The organism is Nodosilinea sp. LEGE 06152, assembly GCF_015207525.1.
GTDB lineage: Bacteria > Cyanobacteriota > Cyanobacteriia > Phormidesmidales > Phormidesmidaceae > Nodosilinea.
On record NZ_JADEWR010000012.1, the window covers coordinates 20,098 to 36,080 of the forward strand.

Genomic DNA, 15,983 nt, shown 5'->3' on the forward strand with positions numbered 1-15,983 from the left:
TGCCGCAACTGCCACAGTGGCCTGCCGCCCTCAGCAGGTTCAGCGATTGCGGCAAGAGCTGGTGGCCTACCCCATCGGCCCGGCTAAGATTACCTTGGCTAAGGCGTTGATGACGGCCTCGGGTGGCTCCTGCTTGAGGTCGCTGTACCACTGCTCGGTGGCCTCGGGCACGTAGCCGTAGATGGTGCTAGTGCGCTTGCGGGCTTTCAGTATGAGGTCGGCCGTGCGCTCTTTGCGAGCGTCTTCGTAGCGTTTGAGGGCATCGGCCACGCCAATGGTGGTGGTGGTCAGATAGCGGGTCAGCACTTCAGCGTCTTCGATCGCCTGGCAGCCTCCCTGGCCTAGTGTAGGGGTGGTGGCGTGGCCCGAGTCGCCCAGCAGCGCAACCCGCCCCTTCACCAGCCGTTCGAGGGGGTCAATGTCGCCAATTTCCAGACGGTTAGTTTGCTCGGGGTCAATGGCCTGAATCAGCTTTTGCACTTTATCGGGCCAGCCCTGAAAGATTTTGGCTAGCTCATCCTGGCGGTCAGGGGGGGCAACCTGGGTGCCTTCTGCCATTGGCGCACCAAAGAAAAAGTAAAAGCGATCGCCCCCCACGGGCATCATGGAAGCGCGCTTGCTGTCGCCCACGTAGAGCACCCACAGGTCTTTTTCACACAGCTCGGGGTCGGCTTTGACCAGGCCATTCCAGTTGACGTAGCGGGCATAGCGACGCTCAACGCCGTGCCCCACCACATCGGCCCGCACGGCGGAGTGAATGCCGTCGGCCCCAATCACCAGGTCGCCGCTGATGCGATCGCCATTTTCAAAGATGGCAGTGGCGCTGTGCTCGTCCTGCTCCACGCCAACGCAGTTCATGCCCAGGTGGACGCACTCAGAACCACAGGCGTCGAACAGCATGGACTGTAAATCAGTGCGTGACACCGGGTAAGGACGCTGGCCCACCCGCTCAAACAGGGGCCGCAGGTCGACGTAGCTCAGCGACTCGTCGGTGTGGCTGCGGTACTCCATAGCGTTCATTTCGCCGCCAATGGCTGCCAGCTTTTCGCCCAGCCCCAGGTGGTTGAGCACCTTAACCCCGTTTGACCACAGCGAAATACCTGCCCCAGCCGGGCGCAACTCCTGGGCGCGATCGTAGATGTCGACCTGGTAACCCGCTCGCTGCATGGCGATGCCTGTGGTCAAGCCGCCAATTCCGGCTCCGATAATCACCACCTTCAGGTTGTACATGGGTCGCTCCTAACTGCTGTGATGGCTGGGGCACGTCCCCGAGGGCTGTTCCAATAGAGTCGGGCTAGCTCAGGGACTGGTCGCTAATACTTTTACTATAAAGAAGAAACTGTATACAGTGCACAGCTAAGCTATCCGGGTTTAGCCGCTTTGGCTAAAGACGTCAACGTTTAAAGTCAGCTGAGGAGTATTTCTACTCAATCTTCAAAAGTCTGTTCAATCGTTTACCAAGTCATTACTTCTAAAGCCTAGAAATGGCTGGATTTTTGGGGTGGTCAAAGAAGAGGTAACTGTCCAGATTTGGAAGACCATCATGTGGCATCGTTTCTCTGTAGTGCTTGCTGTTGTTACTGTCGGTGGTATAAGCGGCGTCGGCGGGTTTAACCCACTTAGTCAGCCTATTTCTACCCTTTTTACCCCAGCTGTTGAGGCCTCTGAAATGAGCGAAGATACCGTTGCTAAAACCTACGTGCAACGCAACCGCCGAGGTACGGGCCGCCGGGGCAGGCTCGGTTAAGGTTCACTGCTTTGGGCAGCCCGGAGCTTTTCGAGCTGGTACTGAGCGTCGTCAAAGCAGCCCAAGCGGCTGACATCGATGCAGGCAGTGGCGACGGTTTCTAAATCAGCGATCGCGCTTTCAATATCCCCCAGCTCCGCATGGAGCAAACCCCGGTCGTAGTAGGCAAAGGGATGGTTGGGATTGAGCTCAATTGTTTGGTTGAAGTCGCCCATTGCTCCGGCAAAATCGCCTAGGTCTTGCCGCGTTAGCCCGCGATTGTAGTAAGGCTCTGGGTTGCTCGAATTGATTTGAATTGCAATCGTAAAATCTTGAATTGCCCCCTGAAAATCGTTTAAACGTCGCCTGACTAACCCTCTATTTTCGTAGGCCAGGCTGTTGTTGGGGCGCAGATTGACGGCTTCGGTGCAGTCTTTGAGGGCCGCGGCATTGTCGTCTAAATTAGAGAGCGACAGGCAGCGGTTGAGGTAGGCAACGGCCTTACTCTCGGCGTCACTGGCTAGGTTGATGGCAGACGTGTAGTCTTGCACAGCCCCGGCCTCGTCGCCCAGTTCGGCCCGAGCGGTGCCCCGGTTGACATAGGCATCGGTGTAGGCCTCCTGGCGCTGTAAAGCTTCGCCGTAGTCGGCGATCGCCCCCTGCAAATCGCCCAGCTGAAAGCGCAGGTTGCCCCGCTGGTAGTAGGCCAAAGCCCGATCGGGGTTGGCCTCAATGGCGTCCGTCAAATCTTGTAGAGCCTGCTCTGCCTGGCCATTTTCCCACAGCAGGGTAGAGCGCTGGGCTAGGGCATCGCTGTTGTTGGGCCTCAGCTCTAGCACCTGATTGAGGTAGTTGAGTGAGTCGTTGCTTTGGCCCATTTGTTTGGCGGTTTTGGCCTGCTGCAACAGGGTGTTTACGGTCATGGTTTGAGGAATACGCAGCCACACCACGCCCCCCACGACCAGCAGCGCTAGGGCGGCACCGGCCCCCAGCCAGAGCGTTGGTTTATGGGCAGGGGTGGGCAGCCATCGCCGCCGGCCGTTGGTCGGGGGGGAAACGGGCGACCGCGGCTGCTCAGGTTCCATGGCACCGTTCTCCTGGGGTAGAGGGCGGGCGGCTGGGGCCGCCGCTGGGTTCACAACAGTCTCTGCAGCTGGCAGAGCGACCAAAATATCCTTAGCCTGATGAAACTGTGCCTCAGGCTGGGGCGAAACCATGCGCAGCAAAATCTCTTTGAGCTCGTTGCTCAACAGCGAGCACTCGTCGAGCTGGAGTTTGACCTGGGCTAAAAAATCGTCCTGGCTCAGGCGCGGAATAGCCTCGTTGGAGAGCCCGGTGGCCATTTGTACAGCAATCATCCCGAGGGCAAAGTGGTCGGCGGCAAAGCGCGTGTACTGCCGGTGCTTAGCCTGGGGCACATAGGCTGACTCGGCGCTAGGAACACCGGAGGTGCTGTTGGTAGGTGGGGCAGGCTCGGGGGTGCCTGTATCCTGAATCAGGCCAAAATCGACCAGAATCAAGTGGCCGCGATCGCGGTGGCGAATCAGGTTGTTGGGGTGCAGGTTTTGGTGAGCAATGCCGTGGCGCTGAATAATGTCTAAAATGCTCAGGCTTTCCTTCAAAAAGCTCTGTACCTCGGCCTCGGTCCTGGGTTTTTGCTCGGCTAGTTCTGTCAGTAAAGAATGGCCAGGAACATAGTCGCGCACCCAGTAAAAATCTTGCCCTTCCTGAACGGTGGAGAGGTTTTTAGCGATCGCATCGTGTTCGCCCATGCGCTTGAGCAAACTGACTCGCTTAGCCAGCAAATCGTTCAAAAACTTGAGGGTAATAGTGTTGTGAGCGGGCAGCTGCAAATGCTTGACAATGCATTTGTTCTTAGCCGAGCTACCATGATCGGTCATCAGGTAGGTCTTGGTGTAAGCCTTAGTACTGACAACTCGAATGAACTGAAATCGTCCATCGATCAGTCGTTTCACAACCATTAGATTTGCCGAGGTAAATGCACCGGGTGGGGTAATGAAAACAACCCTCAACCCAAGGTAAACGTTAAACTGCTGCGGTTAACTTGTTTACTCAGGGCGTTGGACACAGCGGCCACGAGCCCCGTAGGGCCGCAAAATCCGCCGTGGCTCCCTGCAGTTGTAGCGTCGATATCAGGAACTCAGGAGCAGTGAACCCTGGACCATTTGGATGAAACCCAAAGACCAGACCGTTAAGATAAGGATGACGACCCATCAGCAGCAATACTACTATGTACTGTGTAATTTATGACGGTAACTGTAACCTTTGCGTCAGTCTCGTGCGGTTGTTAGAATCGCTCGACCGGGGCGTACAGTTTCAGTACGTGCCCATGCAAGATGAGCCCACCTTGGCCCGCTACAATATCACCGCCGCCGACTGCGAGGCCGGCATGATTTTGCTCGACCTGCAGGCTCCCGATTGCCGCTGGCAGGGTAGTGCTGCCGCCGAAGAAATTGGCCGTCTGCTGCCCCTAGGAGATGTTTTTGTGCAGGCCTACCGTGCTCTGCCGGGGGCCAAGCAGGCGGGGGATCAGGTCTATGCCTTTGTGCGCGACAACCGCTACGAGCTGTTTGGCAAGCGCCCCCACCGCTACGACTCAGGCTACCCCCTCTGCAGCGATCAGCGCTGTGAGCCAGCGGCCGAAAGCCCTCTGTAAGCGCCGTTGATTCCCCCATTCTCAGCTCGTTGACGAGGCGCGGCCTAGACCAAAGGGCTGCTGCTGAGAAGGAAGGTCTGATACTAAATCCGAGTCACATAACCCCGATTTAAAACCGATACCTTGTAGGGAGCATTGCACTGCAATGCCCCTACAAACCGGGGGTATACAGATAGGATTTGCTCTATAAATAGCCGTCCCTTCGACTTCGCTCAGGGACCGGCTATGGCTATTTTTATCGTTGGGGGTGCCGCGCTAGCGGCATGGACGATTGGTATAAGTCAATCCGCAGGCGGCTACTGTGGCGCAATAGCGTGTATCTACAGATGCAGGAGCGACCCGCCCCTAAGTACTTTAGGGAAATAGGCAGCATTCCCCCCTCACCTTGGCCTGCTGCCGACTCTTTCGCTCACTGAGAGGATTCCTGCTATGTCACTGCGATCGCAACTTGCCTTGGCTACCCTGAGCGTTCTTGCCACTGCCGCCCTCGCCGCCACCGCCGCAGACGCGCGTCCTGGTCAGGGGCGAGGGCAGCGTCCTCAGCCCAGTCAACCCGTGGTGCAGGAAGTAATGCCCCAGGCTGAGTCTTCCATGACCGTAGAAGCAACCGAGGTCACTGTAGAAACCGCTGAAACCGTCTATCAAGGCAGTCTTCCTCTGCCCAGTACTGTGGCCCAAGACCCTACAGAAAACCCTCAAAACCTGCCTCCCGGCCTTCAGCGCCGGGTCGACGATGGGCGGGGCCTGCCCCCCGGTCTACAGCGCCAGGTTGACAGTGGCCGGGGCCTCCCCGCCGGGCTAAATCGGTAGCTACTCGGTAATTACCAAAGCTTCAACTCCAGGGACCGGGTTTTCTGTAAAGTGCCACCGCGCTGGTGGACTAGTCCAGAAACCCGGTCTCTTTTGCATGAACCCTCTCCTCTACTCAGGATTCACGCGCACGCGGGCAAATTTGAGACCGCTAACCCCCTGCAGAGGTTCTACGGTTCCCTGTTCTACGTGACCATCGACAATGCCTTCGCGGTGCAGGTAGCGCAGGTAGCGCTCGTACTCATGCCACTCTTCGCTGGTGGAGTAGACCACGGTTAGCATGCCGGGCTGGGTAATGCGATCGCCCATTTCGGCATCGCAGGCTTTATCGATGCGCTTTTTGACAATTTCGTAGCGGGTGTCGCGGGTGCCCCGCACGTCAAACAGGCGCTCGGTTGTTTCGTCGTGAACGATATCCACTGTGTAGCCCTGCACCAGCACCAGGTGGGTGATCGTCATGTCGGTGTCGTAGGCGGCTTTGAGGGCAAACCCCTTGCGGGCGCAGTCGCACACGGCCCGCAACTGCTCGTAGCGCAGCGACTTGAGCTGAAACTCGGTGAAGGTCGGATCAATGGCCTGACCCGCGTAAATCATGTGGTCAATGCCGTCGGTGGCCTCCAGGTCGCAGTAGTGAGCGGTAATGGCCTGCATCGACTGCTGCCACTGGTTCCAGGTCTCGCGCAGCAGCCCGTTGATGTGGCCAATGGTTTCGTCGTACACGGCGCGGGCGGTATATACGCAGCCGTGGTTGGCATCAATGGCGGCCTTGTACTGAGCGATCGCGGCTTCGGCCTCAGCGCTGTGCTGGGCAAAGTAGGTAAAATGCACCTCCACTTCCGCCTGCAGGTAGCGCAGCAGCGTTACCTCCGAGTCAACCGTGACTCCTACTTCCAGGGTGGCAATGTGGTCGGCCAGATCCAGCGCCAGCTGCCCTACCAGGGCGTTGTTGACCGAGCGGCCAGCGGCTTCGACCACCGCCAGGGCCAGTTGAAACTGGGCTACCAAGTCTTTTTGAATGGCCCGATTGCGTTCGTCCGACGAACCGCGAATATCAGAGATGCCATACAGCGGATAGACGCCCTCAAATACGATCGGGGCCGGGGGCAGACCCAGGCTAAGGCGCTCGGCCTCCTGTTCAAACCGCCAGCGCACCGAGGGGTGAATGTTGGTAAATCGGTCTTGCACGCTGTGGCGCATGGCTGCCGTCAACGCCGGAATTAGCGTCATGGCGCGGCTGCAATCGGCTTGGTCAAAGGCGTAGGGCTTGGGGCTGGTAATGCCTACCAGGCCCACCATCTGAGCGGTGCTGTCACCCAGTTGGGCCGTGCGCATGACCAAGGGAATAAGCAGAAGCGACCTGGCCCCCTGCTTGAGCATATCCACCTCGCAGGGAGTGGTGCAGTCGAGGCTGAGGTCGGGCACGTTGACTACCTCCCGGCGCTCGGTGGCACGCAAAAATGCTGAGCCCTGCAGGTCTTCTATGGGGTAGGTAGCGATCTGCCACTCGGGTTGGTCAAGCCGAGTGAACAACTGCGCCTGACTGTTTTCGGCGCTGAGCAAAAAGCTATCGGTGGCGCTAAACAGCTGCTTCATCAGCGCGTTGGCCTGCTCAAAACGGCGTGTGCCCAACACTGACTCGTGGCCCACTAGCAGCTGAATCAGGGCTTTCGATGTCTCACGCTCGGTGACATCGACGCCCTCAATCAAAATTTGCCCGCTGACGGTGTAGTTTTCTGGTTTGAGGGCCGCCAGTAGCTGCTTAAAGGCGGGCTCCTTGCTCAGCAGTTGGGTGGCAATTTGCTCATGGCTGGGAGGCTCAGCCCAGCAGGCGGCCAGACTGGCTTCTAGCTCAGGGCTGATGGCTGTAATAGACAGACCTTGCTCAGCGGTGCGCAGGCGCAGCTCAACCTGCCGCATCTGGCCCGTTTCGGAGTCGGGCAGGGCCACGACCAGAGGCTCGTGGAGCAGCCGCTGGGAGACTAAACCACGCTGTCCATAGGCATGCTGCAGCAGGGCGCTCAAAAAGTGCCGCCGAAACCGCTCCCGCAGCGCCTTTTGATGGCTCAGCGCCAGACGGTCAAAAAAGCTGAGGTCGAGGTGGCCTCCCTCGGTACGAATGCCCGTCAGACGGCAAAAGTAGCGGTTGGCGAACAACACCGGGTGGGGCTGGGGTGGGGTGCCTACTTTGGTGGCTACATCGACGACCGCCATGACTAGATGACTGTAGTGCTGAATCAGCTCTAGCCAGGGCAAGATTGGCGGAGCAACGGGTTGAGCAATGTCTAGATCAGGGGTCTCACCCTCCTGGCAGCATTCACTGCGATCGTCCAAAGTATAGGATAGATCGAGCAAGAGGCCTTCCTTAGGGTCAGCTACCCGGTTGGTGTCGATGCAGCGAGACAGTTCGTTAGCCATAGTTGCTCTTGGTGTGCCCTTCACTAAAGTCTTACAAAGCAACCTAGTCGAATTCCGCAGCAGCCCTACCATCTTTGCGAAACCCCAGGGATTTGCAGAGATCCGGTAAAAGATATCTCTACAGCGAAACTTCAATCTACTACCCGCACAGCCTAACCTACGGCGGATGTTGATTTTTTAATACCTATGGTACCCAACTGCAGTGGGTTATACCTGACAGTGCTGGTTGCGCTCCTGGTTAGGGCCTTCACCCCTTAGAATGGAACTTGCGCCCCAGGATTATTCTCCCCGTTAAACCATGTTTGAAGCCCTGTCCGACCGTCTTGAATCTGCCTGGAAAAGCCTGCGTGGCCAGGACAAAATCAGCGAGTCTAACATCGATAGTGCCCTGCGCGAGGTGCGCCGCGCCCTGCTAGAGGCCGATGTCAACCTCCAGGTGATCAAAGACTTTATCGCCCAGGTCAAAGAAAACGCCCTGGGCATTGAGGTGGTTAAGGGCGTCAGCCCCGACCAGCAGTTCATTAAAGTGGTAAACGACGAGCTGGTGCGCCTGATGGGCGACACCAACGCTCCCCTAGCCAACTCGCCCACCAAGCCCACCGTGGTGCTGATGGCGGGCCTGCAGGGTACGGGTAAAACCACCGCCACCGCTAAGCTGGCCCTGCACCTGCGCAAAGAAAATCGCAGCACCCTGCTGGTGGCTACCGACGTTTACCGCCCCGCCGCGATCGATCAGCTAGTCACCCTCGGCAAGCAGATCGACGTGCCCGTATTTGAGCTGGGCACCGATGCCAACCCCGTTGACATCGCCCGTCAGGGGGTCGAAAGAGCCAAAGCCGACGGGGTCGATACCGTAATTGTGGACACGGCGGGTCGTCTGCAGATCGACCCCAAGATGATGGCTGAACTGGCTGACATCAAGACCGCCATCGACCCCGACGAGGTGCTGCTGGTAGTCGATGCCATGACCGGCCAGGAAGCGGCGAACCTGACCCGCACCTTCCACGACGAGATTGGCATCACCGGGGCCATTCTCACCAAAATGGATGGCGATGCGCGGGGCGGGGCAGCCCTCTCAGTGCGGCAGATTTCGGGCCAGCCGATCAAGTTTATTGGCGTGGGTGAAAAGGTAGAGGCCCTGCAGCCCTTCTACCCCGATCGCATGGCCTCCCGCATCCTCGGCATGGGCGACGTGCTTACCCTGGTCGAAAAAGCCCAGGAAGCGGTTGACATTGCTGATGCCGAAAAGCTGACGCAGAAAATTCTGGAAGCCGAGTTTGACTTCGACGATTTTCTCAAGCAAATGCGCTTTATGAAGAGCATGGGCTCGCTGGGCGGCATCATGAAGCTGATCCCAGGTATGGGCAAGCAGATTACGGGCGACATGCTGGAGCAGGGCGAGGCCCAGCTCAAACGCTGCGAAGCCATGATCAACTCCATGACCACCCAGGAGCGCAAGCAGCCCAACCTGCTCTCCAGTTCCCCCAGCCGCCGCCGCCGCATCGCCGCTGGCTCGGGCCATCAAGAAAAGGACGTGGGCAAGCTAGTTAGCGACTTCACCAAGATGCGCACGATGATGCAGCAGATGGGGCGCGGCGGTGGCCTGCCGGGGATGGGTGGCGGTATGCCAGGCATGGGCGGCGGCTTTCCGGGCATGGGTGGCGGTATGCCGGGGTTACCGGGCATGGGCGGCGGGGCTCAGCCCGGCTTTCGTGCCCCCAGCAACAAAAAGCAGAAAAGCCAGAAGAAAAAGAAGGGCTTTGGCCAGCTTTAACTCTGTCAGGCTTTGGTGATTGGGAAGTGGCTAGCTGGGATGGCTAGCCCACAGGACTTTTTCTAGGGGCTTCCAAGACTCGAATGACTACCCATTTTGGGGATGGGCCTCTGCCTGTCTGCCAGTGTTGCGGTCATCGGTGCGTTGTAGCTCAAAGGCCTAGGCCTACGGCTGTTGGGTTTTGCTAACGCGCCACTCAACTTGCAAGACCCCTAGCGATCGCCGGACCGCTGCCACAGATTCAGCTCCGGCACATCTACGCTGGGTGGCAGGCTCAGCAGCCAGTCGATGGCGGAGTTGATGACCGTGATCGGAATGGGCGTCTGCGGGCCGAACCGACCTTCCTCAATGTCGAGCAAGACTTCCTCGGTGGCTATGTTGCCGGGGTTGATGACGGTGAAGCCAATGTTTTGGCGACCCAGTGCCAGCCGCAGGGCCTGCACCGCGCCCCGCAGGCCAAACTTAGCGGCGGTGTTGGCCACCTCCGTAGAGGCACAGTTGTCTAGCCCAGAGAGGGCACCGATGTAGATTGCCTTGGGGTTGGCGGCCTGGGAGAGGTTAGCGGCAAGCGATCGCGTAATCTCGATCGGGGCGATGGTGTTGATGCTGATCACCCAGCGGGTCTCGGCATCGGAGCTGGCCAAAAAGTCGTAGGCGTTAGTGAATGCCCCTGCTTCCCATACGCCGCCCATGAATAGCAGGGCATCGATAGGGGTGTCGCCGAGGGCAGCGGCGATCGCCCCTATACCCTCGGGTTTAGAAACATCGGCCTGTACCCAGTGACCGGCGACGGCGGGGCTTCTAGAGACTGACCACACCCGATGACCCTGGTGGTCAAAATGCTGGGCAACTGCCGCACCAATGCCTCGGCTAGCGCCGACAACGACAACCGTTTTTGGTTCGTGGCTCATGGTTCCCCTAGTAAATAGTTTCGTACTCACTATTGTCGGCGGTGTGGAGATGCCAGTACTGCTCGGCGATCGCATCGCTGCTGTACTTGGGGTCGTCGCCATTCACCGTGCCGCAGATGGTGACGGTACCCACCTTAATGGGCGAATCTTTTAGTGCTGCATGGAGGGTATTGGCCAGTACGCGAATGCCGGCTTTACCCAAAGAAAGGGAGACAAAGTTGGGGTCGGGGTAGAGGGCGAACCCGCCGCCTGTGAACAGCAGCGTCCCCTTTTGCTCGGTCTGCATAGCGGGAAGGACGGCCTGAACGCAGGCGATCGCCCCGGCGACATTGGCGCGAAAGTCACTCACCAGGGTTTCTGCCTCGGTTTGCAGCACGCTTTCCATACGAGGCACGGCGGCATTGTAGACCAGTACCGCTGGCGTACCCAGCTGGGTTTGAATGGCCTCAAGTGCTGTTTTTAGGGCTGCCCCGTCGCCAGCATCTGCTAGAAAATAGTGGGAGGTGATGTTTTCTGATTGCAGGGTTGATTGATAGCTTTTGAGCTTTTCTGCGTTACGGGCGACCATCGCGATCGCAAATCCTGCGCTGGCAAATTTGCGGGCGATCGCCATGCCATTTCCTTCTCCCATGCCCACGATTACACACAGTTCTGCCATGGTTATTCCTTCTTTTTGAGCTAAAGACTACTGATTGGGATAGAGCCACCAGGCCAACAGCTTAGTTAGCCTGGGCATAACGACGTAGGTCATTAAAGCGGTGGTAACAAACACTAAAATAAGCAGTTGTACCAGGGGTGGAAACATGCCTAACCAAGTCGTTGGCAGCAAGGCCAAGACTCGATTGATAGCAAAAATGGCGATTCCCGTAACTGCCACCATTTTGTAGCGAACCGGAGGCTTGAGACCCGGTTTTCCGGGAAGCGTAAACCAGGTTTCTAATCCGGTGATAATCAAAAACGTGCCTTCATCTACGGTGAGATCTTTGGCTTGGTTTAGATAGTTTTGCCGAGCGGTAGAATTTTCCCAGCGCTTTAAATGCTCCAGGCGATCGAACTTAAAGATAACGCGGTATTCTGACGGATTTTGATCACTAGGGCGAAAGACAGAGGAGCCCAGATAGCCTTCAAAAGTGCTGGCGGTGCCGATAATTTGCTCTAGTAGCGCTTCAAACTGCCGCTCTTTTCCTGACCTAATGCTCTGCAATACATCCACTGTTACGGGAGGGTCGTGTTGCATTGCCCTAGCCTGCACTGAGCAGCGGTGCGCCTTCAACCCCAACCTCTAGCCGCACAATTTGAGCCGGTTCAACCCCTTCCGGCGGCGGATAGGACATGCCGCCGTTGTTGACCACATAGAGCCCTGTGCCGTAAAACGCTACGGCGGTGCAGCCAGTGACGCCCTGGTCGGCTTGAGCAATGATGGTGGTATTGCGATCGCGATCGATGCGCACCACGCTGTTGTAGACATGGGTAGTGCCGTAGAGGTTGCCGTGGATATCGAAGGCGAAATCATCGAGGTTGGTGTTTTTCACAAATACCTCCGGGGTCTGCGGCATCTGATCGACATCGAGTAAAATACGCACTAGCAGCTTTTGCTGAGTGTTAGAAACGTAGAGATAGTCGCCAAGTCGCTTTAAGCCGTTAGCGCCTGGGAACGGATTGGTGTTGTCATCGCGGGCCAGCAGCGGATGCTCTAGCCAAACATTGGAGGTTTGAGTTTTGAGATCAAAGGACCAAATTGCGCCTCGATAGGAGTCGGCTATTAGGTACTGATCGGCTGTAAGCGGCGTAATACCATTGAGAAACATGGCCTCCGGTAGCGTATGCAGAAACTGCACCTCGCCACTCGCTAAAATCGCCACAAAGGGAACGTTTTCTGCATTCCAGCCGTTGACTAGGAAGCTGTCGTCTCCAACCATAGCAATGCCGGTGACTTTGCCATCGAGCTTGGTATATAGCCCCACTTTTTGCTCGCGATCGAGCGTGATAATTTCTCCAGCTTCATGGCTGGTGACAAAGATTTCGCCCGTGGGCGCGATCGCCAGGTTTTCTAGAAACGTATGGACCGGAAAAGTGGCGATAGTTTGAGCTTGAGCTAGCTGAACTGTCGCATCAGTATAGAGGTCTGGCAAGGTCATAGGAATATTGCATAGGGAGAAAAAAGAATGAAGCCTGGCATCTCAAACGCCATGGGTGATTTTGAGCCAAACTCAGAAAATAAGCATGTATCCTGGCCAACAAAATTGAGGCATTCTTGATGTAGACAGTCTTGTTTGCAAGCGCAGCGGGATAGAACCCCAAATGAACGGCTGCCTAGGTGAGAATTAGGGGTGTCAACACTGGAGCCATCAGCATTTCGAACTCCAGGTTTGTAGCGCTGACAACATTTTCAATGATTTTGCCGTTGGCAAGCCGCATAACGTGGGATTCATGAAAAGTAATCACGCGATCGCTCTTTGGAATACCGAAATAGTCTTTAATGTGTTTTTGAAATGACTTAAAGCGCACAACAACGCGATCGCCTGCGGCAAAACTATCTTGAATCTCTAGAGGTTTGACATCAGGAAAGGCGTCATAGAAGCTAGAAAAAACTTGTTTGTATTCCTCAATACCTTCGATGGGGCCAGTGGGTTTGAGACCAGTGATAATCTGGACATTTTCGGCTAGCAGTTCTGCGGCTAAGCTCATGTCGCCTTTGCCTAAAAACTGCTCAACGTATCGACGGGCGATCGCTAAATTTTGGCTTTCCAAGTCAGTCATGATTTACTTCTCTAACTTGCTTAAGCCTTACCATAACGGCAGCGCTAAGATAAATCAAATTGATAGTAAACATACAAGCTATTACTGTGAATGATAGATCTGAGCGCTATTGACCTCAACCTGCTCGTTGCCTTTGAAGCACTGTATGCCGAGCAGAGCGTAACGGCGGCGGCCCAACGCATTCACGTGGGGCAGCCTGCTATGAGTGCAGCCCTGGGCCGACTGCGATCGCTCTTTGCCGACGATCTGTTTGTGCGAGTGGGTCGAGAAATGAAGCCTACCGCTAAAGCCGAGGCGATCGCCCCTCAGGTGACTGCTGCACTAAATGCCATTCGTGCTGCCCTGGCTAAGCCGCGATCGTTCGATCCGGCCGCTTCACAAACGGTGTTTACCCTGGCCACATCCGACTATTTCGCCAGCCTAATTTTGCCGAAGCTGCTGGTACTTCTGAAAGAGCAGGCTCCGTCCGTTGATCTGCGTTTAATTACTGTAGAAAAAGAGTCGTTCGTAGAACTGTTAGAGCAAGATGTGATTGACTTAGCCCTGGGCACGTTTGCTAACTTACCCTCCCACATTTTGGTAGAAAATCTGCTGTTTGAGCGGTTCCTTGGCGTCTGTCAATTGGGCCATCCTGCGCTTAAACTCAACCAGCTGAGTCTGCAAGACTTTGTGAGCTTTCCCCACGCCCTATTTACGCTGCGGCGAGATGACGTGGGTATTGTTGATCAAAAATTAGCTGAGCAAGGGCTGCAGCGGCGCATTGCGCTGACGGTGCCCTACTGGTTTGCACTACCGACGGCGATCGCAGCCTCTGACCTGCTAGCGGCTATTCCCTCATGTTTAGAGCAGCACTTTGTTAAGTACTACCCTGTGCAGTGTTTTGAGCTGCCCCTGGCGCTGCCCTCCTGGAGCATTGCCATGGCCTGGAGCAAGCTCAAAGACCGTGACCCAGCCAACGTTTGGCTACGAAAAATCATCCAGACCATTAGTCAAGATCTGGAGATGTAGGGGCCCGTGAACTGACAAATCTGAACAAGTGAGAGTTCTATGAATTGCTGAGTTAGGAAGGACTGGGGCGCAGCTATAGCCATAATCAGAATAGTACGAACCACCAGCCACGGTCATCGTTGTCCCTATCACCACCACAGGCAGACGCTACTCAGCCCGCGTGGCCTGTCAGTTTCAAGGCAACGCTGGGCAGAACGTGCTCGACCGGATTCGCCCTGTGGACAAAGCTGCCTAGTCAAGCGCCTGGGGCAAATCAGCCCCGACGAGCAAAGCCGGGTACTAGAAACCCTGGCTGAACGGTTTGCCGAGTAATTTTGCCCGTGCCAGCAGACCTAGAGACTCAAGGCGCACAACGAAAACGCACTTAACCTTGCGACCACGCCCTCTGTTATTGTCGATGGTGCAACGTTTGAAGCTGATCAATTGTCCGGATTTTGGGCATAGGGATATGTCTTGAGTAACAGCACGGGCCCAAAGCATCACGCCCACAAGCCAAAGCCAGTAGAATAGCCGACAGCCAATAGCCCTTCCCCCTATGACTTCTCCGCTCAAACACAAACTAAAACACCGGATTCTGCTGTTTTGGGCCGCGCTGCTAGCGGTGGTGATGCTAGGTGGACCTGCAATCGCATTTCCGCCTTCGGTGGTGCCCTGGGAGGCAGAGCCGGGGCAGCTTGCGCCAATTCCCCAGAGCTTCCAGAAAATCCGGGGGGTGTGGCTGACTACCAACGACATGAATATGCTGCGGGACTCCTCTCAGGTGCAGAGCGCTATGGCCGAGTTGTCCCAGCTCAACTTCAATACGGTCTACCCAGTAGTTTGGAATTCGGGCTATGCCCTCTACCCCAGCGTGATTGCCCAGCGAGCCGGGATACCCTACATTCACCGAGGCGCTGCGGGGCAGGACATTCTGGCGGACGTGATTAACCAGGCTCACCGCCAGGGATTGTTGGCCATCCCGTGGTTTGAGTTTGGCTTTATGACCCCGCCGTCATCCGAGTTGGCTACGGCTCACCCAGACTGGCTGACCCAGCGCCAGGACGGCAGCCAGACCTCGGGCAGTGCGGCGGGGGAAGTGGTGTGGCTCAACCCGTTTAAGCCAGAGGTGCAGCAGTTCATCAACAGTCTGGTGGCCGAAATTGCTACCCGCTACGACATCGACGGCATTCAGTTCGATGACCACACGGCCCTGCCCAGCGACTTTGGCTATGACCCCTACACCGTGGCGCTATACCAGCAAGAAACCAAACAGCCGGTGCCGAGTAACCCTCGCGATCCGGCCTGGATGCGCTGGCGGGCAGACAAGATCACAGACTTTGTGGCCCAGCTCAACCAGACGGTGAAACAGCATCGTCCCCAGGCCATCTTTTCTGTATCGCCTAATCCCTATGACACGGCCTACAACTCGTTTTTGCAGGATTGGGTAGGCTGGATCAACCGTGGCCTGGTGGACGAGCTGCTGGTACAGGTCTACCGCTGGGACATAAACAGCTTTACGGATCAAATTTTGCGGCCCGAAATTCAAACGGCCCAAACTCAAATCCCGGTGGGCATTGGCATCATGACTGGGTTACGCCATCGCCCCATGCCGATGTCGATGATTCAATCCCAGGTGATGCGATCGACGGCTCAGGGGTTAGGGGTGGCCTTTTTCTATTACGAAAGCCTCTGGTACGATGCGCCGGAGCCTGTGGCAGAGCGCCAGGCTCGCTTCCGGGATTTGTTTAGCGTTCCAGCGTCCCGGTTTAGCCTACGTCGCCAAGCTTAAGTGCGCTACCCTGCCACGCTTAGGCTGGCAGTGAGTTAAGCAAAGATTCTGCAAGATATTCATCAGGCTCGATGAACGCCGCCTGCGATCGCTCCCGACAGTGTCACCTTCTTACGAAAAATTTGGGGATACGA

General features: G+C 56.5%; 14 protein-coding genes and 1 pseudogene. 7 read left to right on the forward strand and 8 right to left on the reverse strand.

Translation table 11 applies throughout. The features are described from left to right. Nucleotides 1-66: 66 nt before the first annotated feature. A complete protein-coding gene (hpxO, locus tag IQ265_RS16855) occupies nucleotides 67-1,230 on the reverse strand; it encodes an FAD-dependent urate hydroxylase HpxO (protein ID WP_194055702.1) in 1,164 nt (387 codons plus the stop codon). Nucleotides 1,231-1,501: 271 nt separating this feature from the next. Between hpxO and IQ265_RS16860 the strand changes: the two genes are divergently transcribed. Next, on the forward strand, nucleotides 1,502-1,747 hold the full coding sequence (locus IQ265_RS16860) for a hypothetical protein (RefSeq protein WP_194055705.1): 246 nt from the start codon (nucleotides 1,502-1,504) through the stop codon (nucleotides 1,745-1,747). Here the strand turns inward: IQ265_RS16860 and IQ265_RS16865 are convergent. Then, complete coding sequence (locus IQ265_RS16865) at nucleotides 1,744-3,708, reverse strand: tetratricopeptide repeat protein (protein ID WP_194055707.1); 1,965 nt, start codon at nucleotides 3,706-3,708, stop codon at nucleotides 1,744-1,746. The two genes, IQ265_RS16860 and IQ265_RS16865, sit on opposite strands and share 4 nt — an antisense overlap. A gap of 269 nt (nucleotides 3,709-3,977) precedes the next feature. Between IQ265_RS16865 and IQ265_RS16870 the strand changes: the two genes are divergently transcribed. Next, nucleotides 3,978-4,403, forward strand: a complete 426-nt coding sequence (locus tag IQ265_RS16870) for a DCC1-like thiol-disulfide oxidoreductase family protein (protein ID WP_194055709.1) — start codon at nucleotides 3,978-3,980, stop codon at nucleotides 4,401-4,403. Between the two features lie 429 nt (nucleotides 4,404-4,832). Next, on the forward strand, nucleotides 4,833-5,213 hold the full coding sequence (locus IQ265_RS16875) for a hypothetical protein (RefSeq protein ID WP_194055711.1): 381 nt from the start codon (nucleotides 4,833-4,835) through the stop codon (nucleotides 5,211-5,213). A 111-nt stretch (nucleotides 5,214-5,324) separates the two neighbouring features. Here IQ265_RS16875 and IQ265_RS16880 read toward each other — a convergent pair whose 3' ends face one another. Next, entirely contained in the window at nucleotides 5,325-7,628 is a 2,304-nt protein-coding gene (locus IQ265_RS16880; RefSeq protein WP_228038026.1) for a GAF domain-containing protein, read from the reverse strand. A 298-nt stretch (nucleotides 7,629-7,926) separates the two neighbouring features. On the opposite strand from IQ265_RS16880, the gene ffh reads away from it, so the two are divergent. Then, nucleotides 7,927-9,402: a signal recognition particle protein gene (gene ffh, locus IQ265_RS16885; protein ID WP_194055713.1), complete on the forward strand. Its 1,476-nt coding sequence runs from the start codon at nucleotides 7,927-7,929 to the stop codon at nucleotides 9,400-9,402. Nucleotides 9,403-9,614: 212 nt separating this feature from the next. Here the strand turns inward: ffh and IQ265_RS16890 are convergent, their stop codons facing one another. The 5 genes from IQ265_RS16890 to IQ265_RS16910 all read right to left on the reverse strand — a co-directional run bounded on the left by IQ265_RS16890 (nucleotide 9,615) and on the right by IQ265_RS16910 (nucleotide 13,073). Beyond that, a complete protein-coding gene (locus IQ265_RS16890) occupies nucleotides 9,615-10,313 on the reverse strand; it encodes an SDR family oxidoreductase (RefSeq protein WP_194055715.1) in 699 nt (232 codons plus the stop codon). 7 nt (nucleotides 10,314-10,320) lie between these two features. Next, complete coding sequence (locus tag IQ265_RS16895) at nucleotides 10,321-10,971, reverse strand: SDR family NAD(P)-dependent oxidoreductase (protein WP_194055717.1); 651 nt, start codon at nucleotides 10,969-10,971, stop codon at nucleotides 10,321-10,323. Nucleotides 10,972-10,998: 27 nt separating this feature from the next. Beyond that, a complete protein-coding gene (locus IQ265_RS16900) occupies nucleotides 10,999-11,550 on the reverse strand; it encodes an antibiotic biosynthesis monooxygenase (protein ID WP_194055719.1) in 552 nt (183 codons plus the stop codon). Between the two features lie 4 nt (nucleotides 11,551-11,554). After that, nucleotides 11,555-12,451, reverse strand: a complete 897-nt coding sequence (locus IQ265_RS16905; protein ID WP_194055721.1) for a gluconolactonase — start codon at nucleotides 12,449-12,451, stop codon at nucleotides 11,555-11,557. 175 nt (nucleotides 12,452-12,626) lie between these two features. Then, entirely contained in the window at nucleotides 12,627-13,073 is a 447-nt protein-coding gene (locus tag IQ265_RS16910) for an ester cyclase (protein WP_194055723.1), read from the reverse strand. Between the two features lie 90 nt (nucleotides 13,074-13,163). Here IQ265_RS16910 and IQ265_RS16915 point away from each other — a divergent pair, with 90 nt between their 5' ends. The 3 genes and pseudogenes from IQ265_RS16915 (at nucleotide 13,164) to IQ265_RS16920 (ending at nucleotide 15,849) form a co-directional block, all read left to right on the forward strand. Beyond that, nucleotides 13,164-14,081 carry a LysR family transcriptional regulator gene (locus IQ265_RS16915; RefSeq protein WP_194055725.1) on the forward strand — a complete coding sequence of 306 codons (918 nt, stop codon included), beginning with the start codon at nucleotides 13,164-13,166 and terminating at the stop codon, nucleotides 14,079-14,081. Nucleotides 14,082-14,187: 106 nt separating this feature from the next. Continuing rightward, nucleotides 14,188-14,393, forward strand: a pseudogene (locus IQ265_RS30125) (type II toxin-antitoxin system PemK/MazF family toxin); the annotation flags it as partial. Nucleotides 14,394-14,616: 223 nt separating this feature from the next. Beyond that, nucleotides 14,617-15,849 carry a glycoside hydrolase family 10 protein gene (locus IQ265_RS16920; protein WP_194055727.1) on the forward strand — a complete coding sequence of 411 codons (1,233 nt, stop codon included), beginning with the start codon at nucleotides 14,617-14,619 and terminating at the stop codon, nucleotides 15,847-15,849. Nucleotides 15,850-15,983 lie beyond the last annotated feature (134 nt).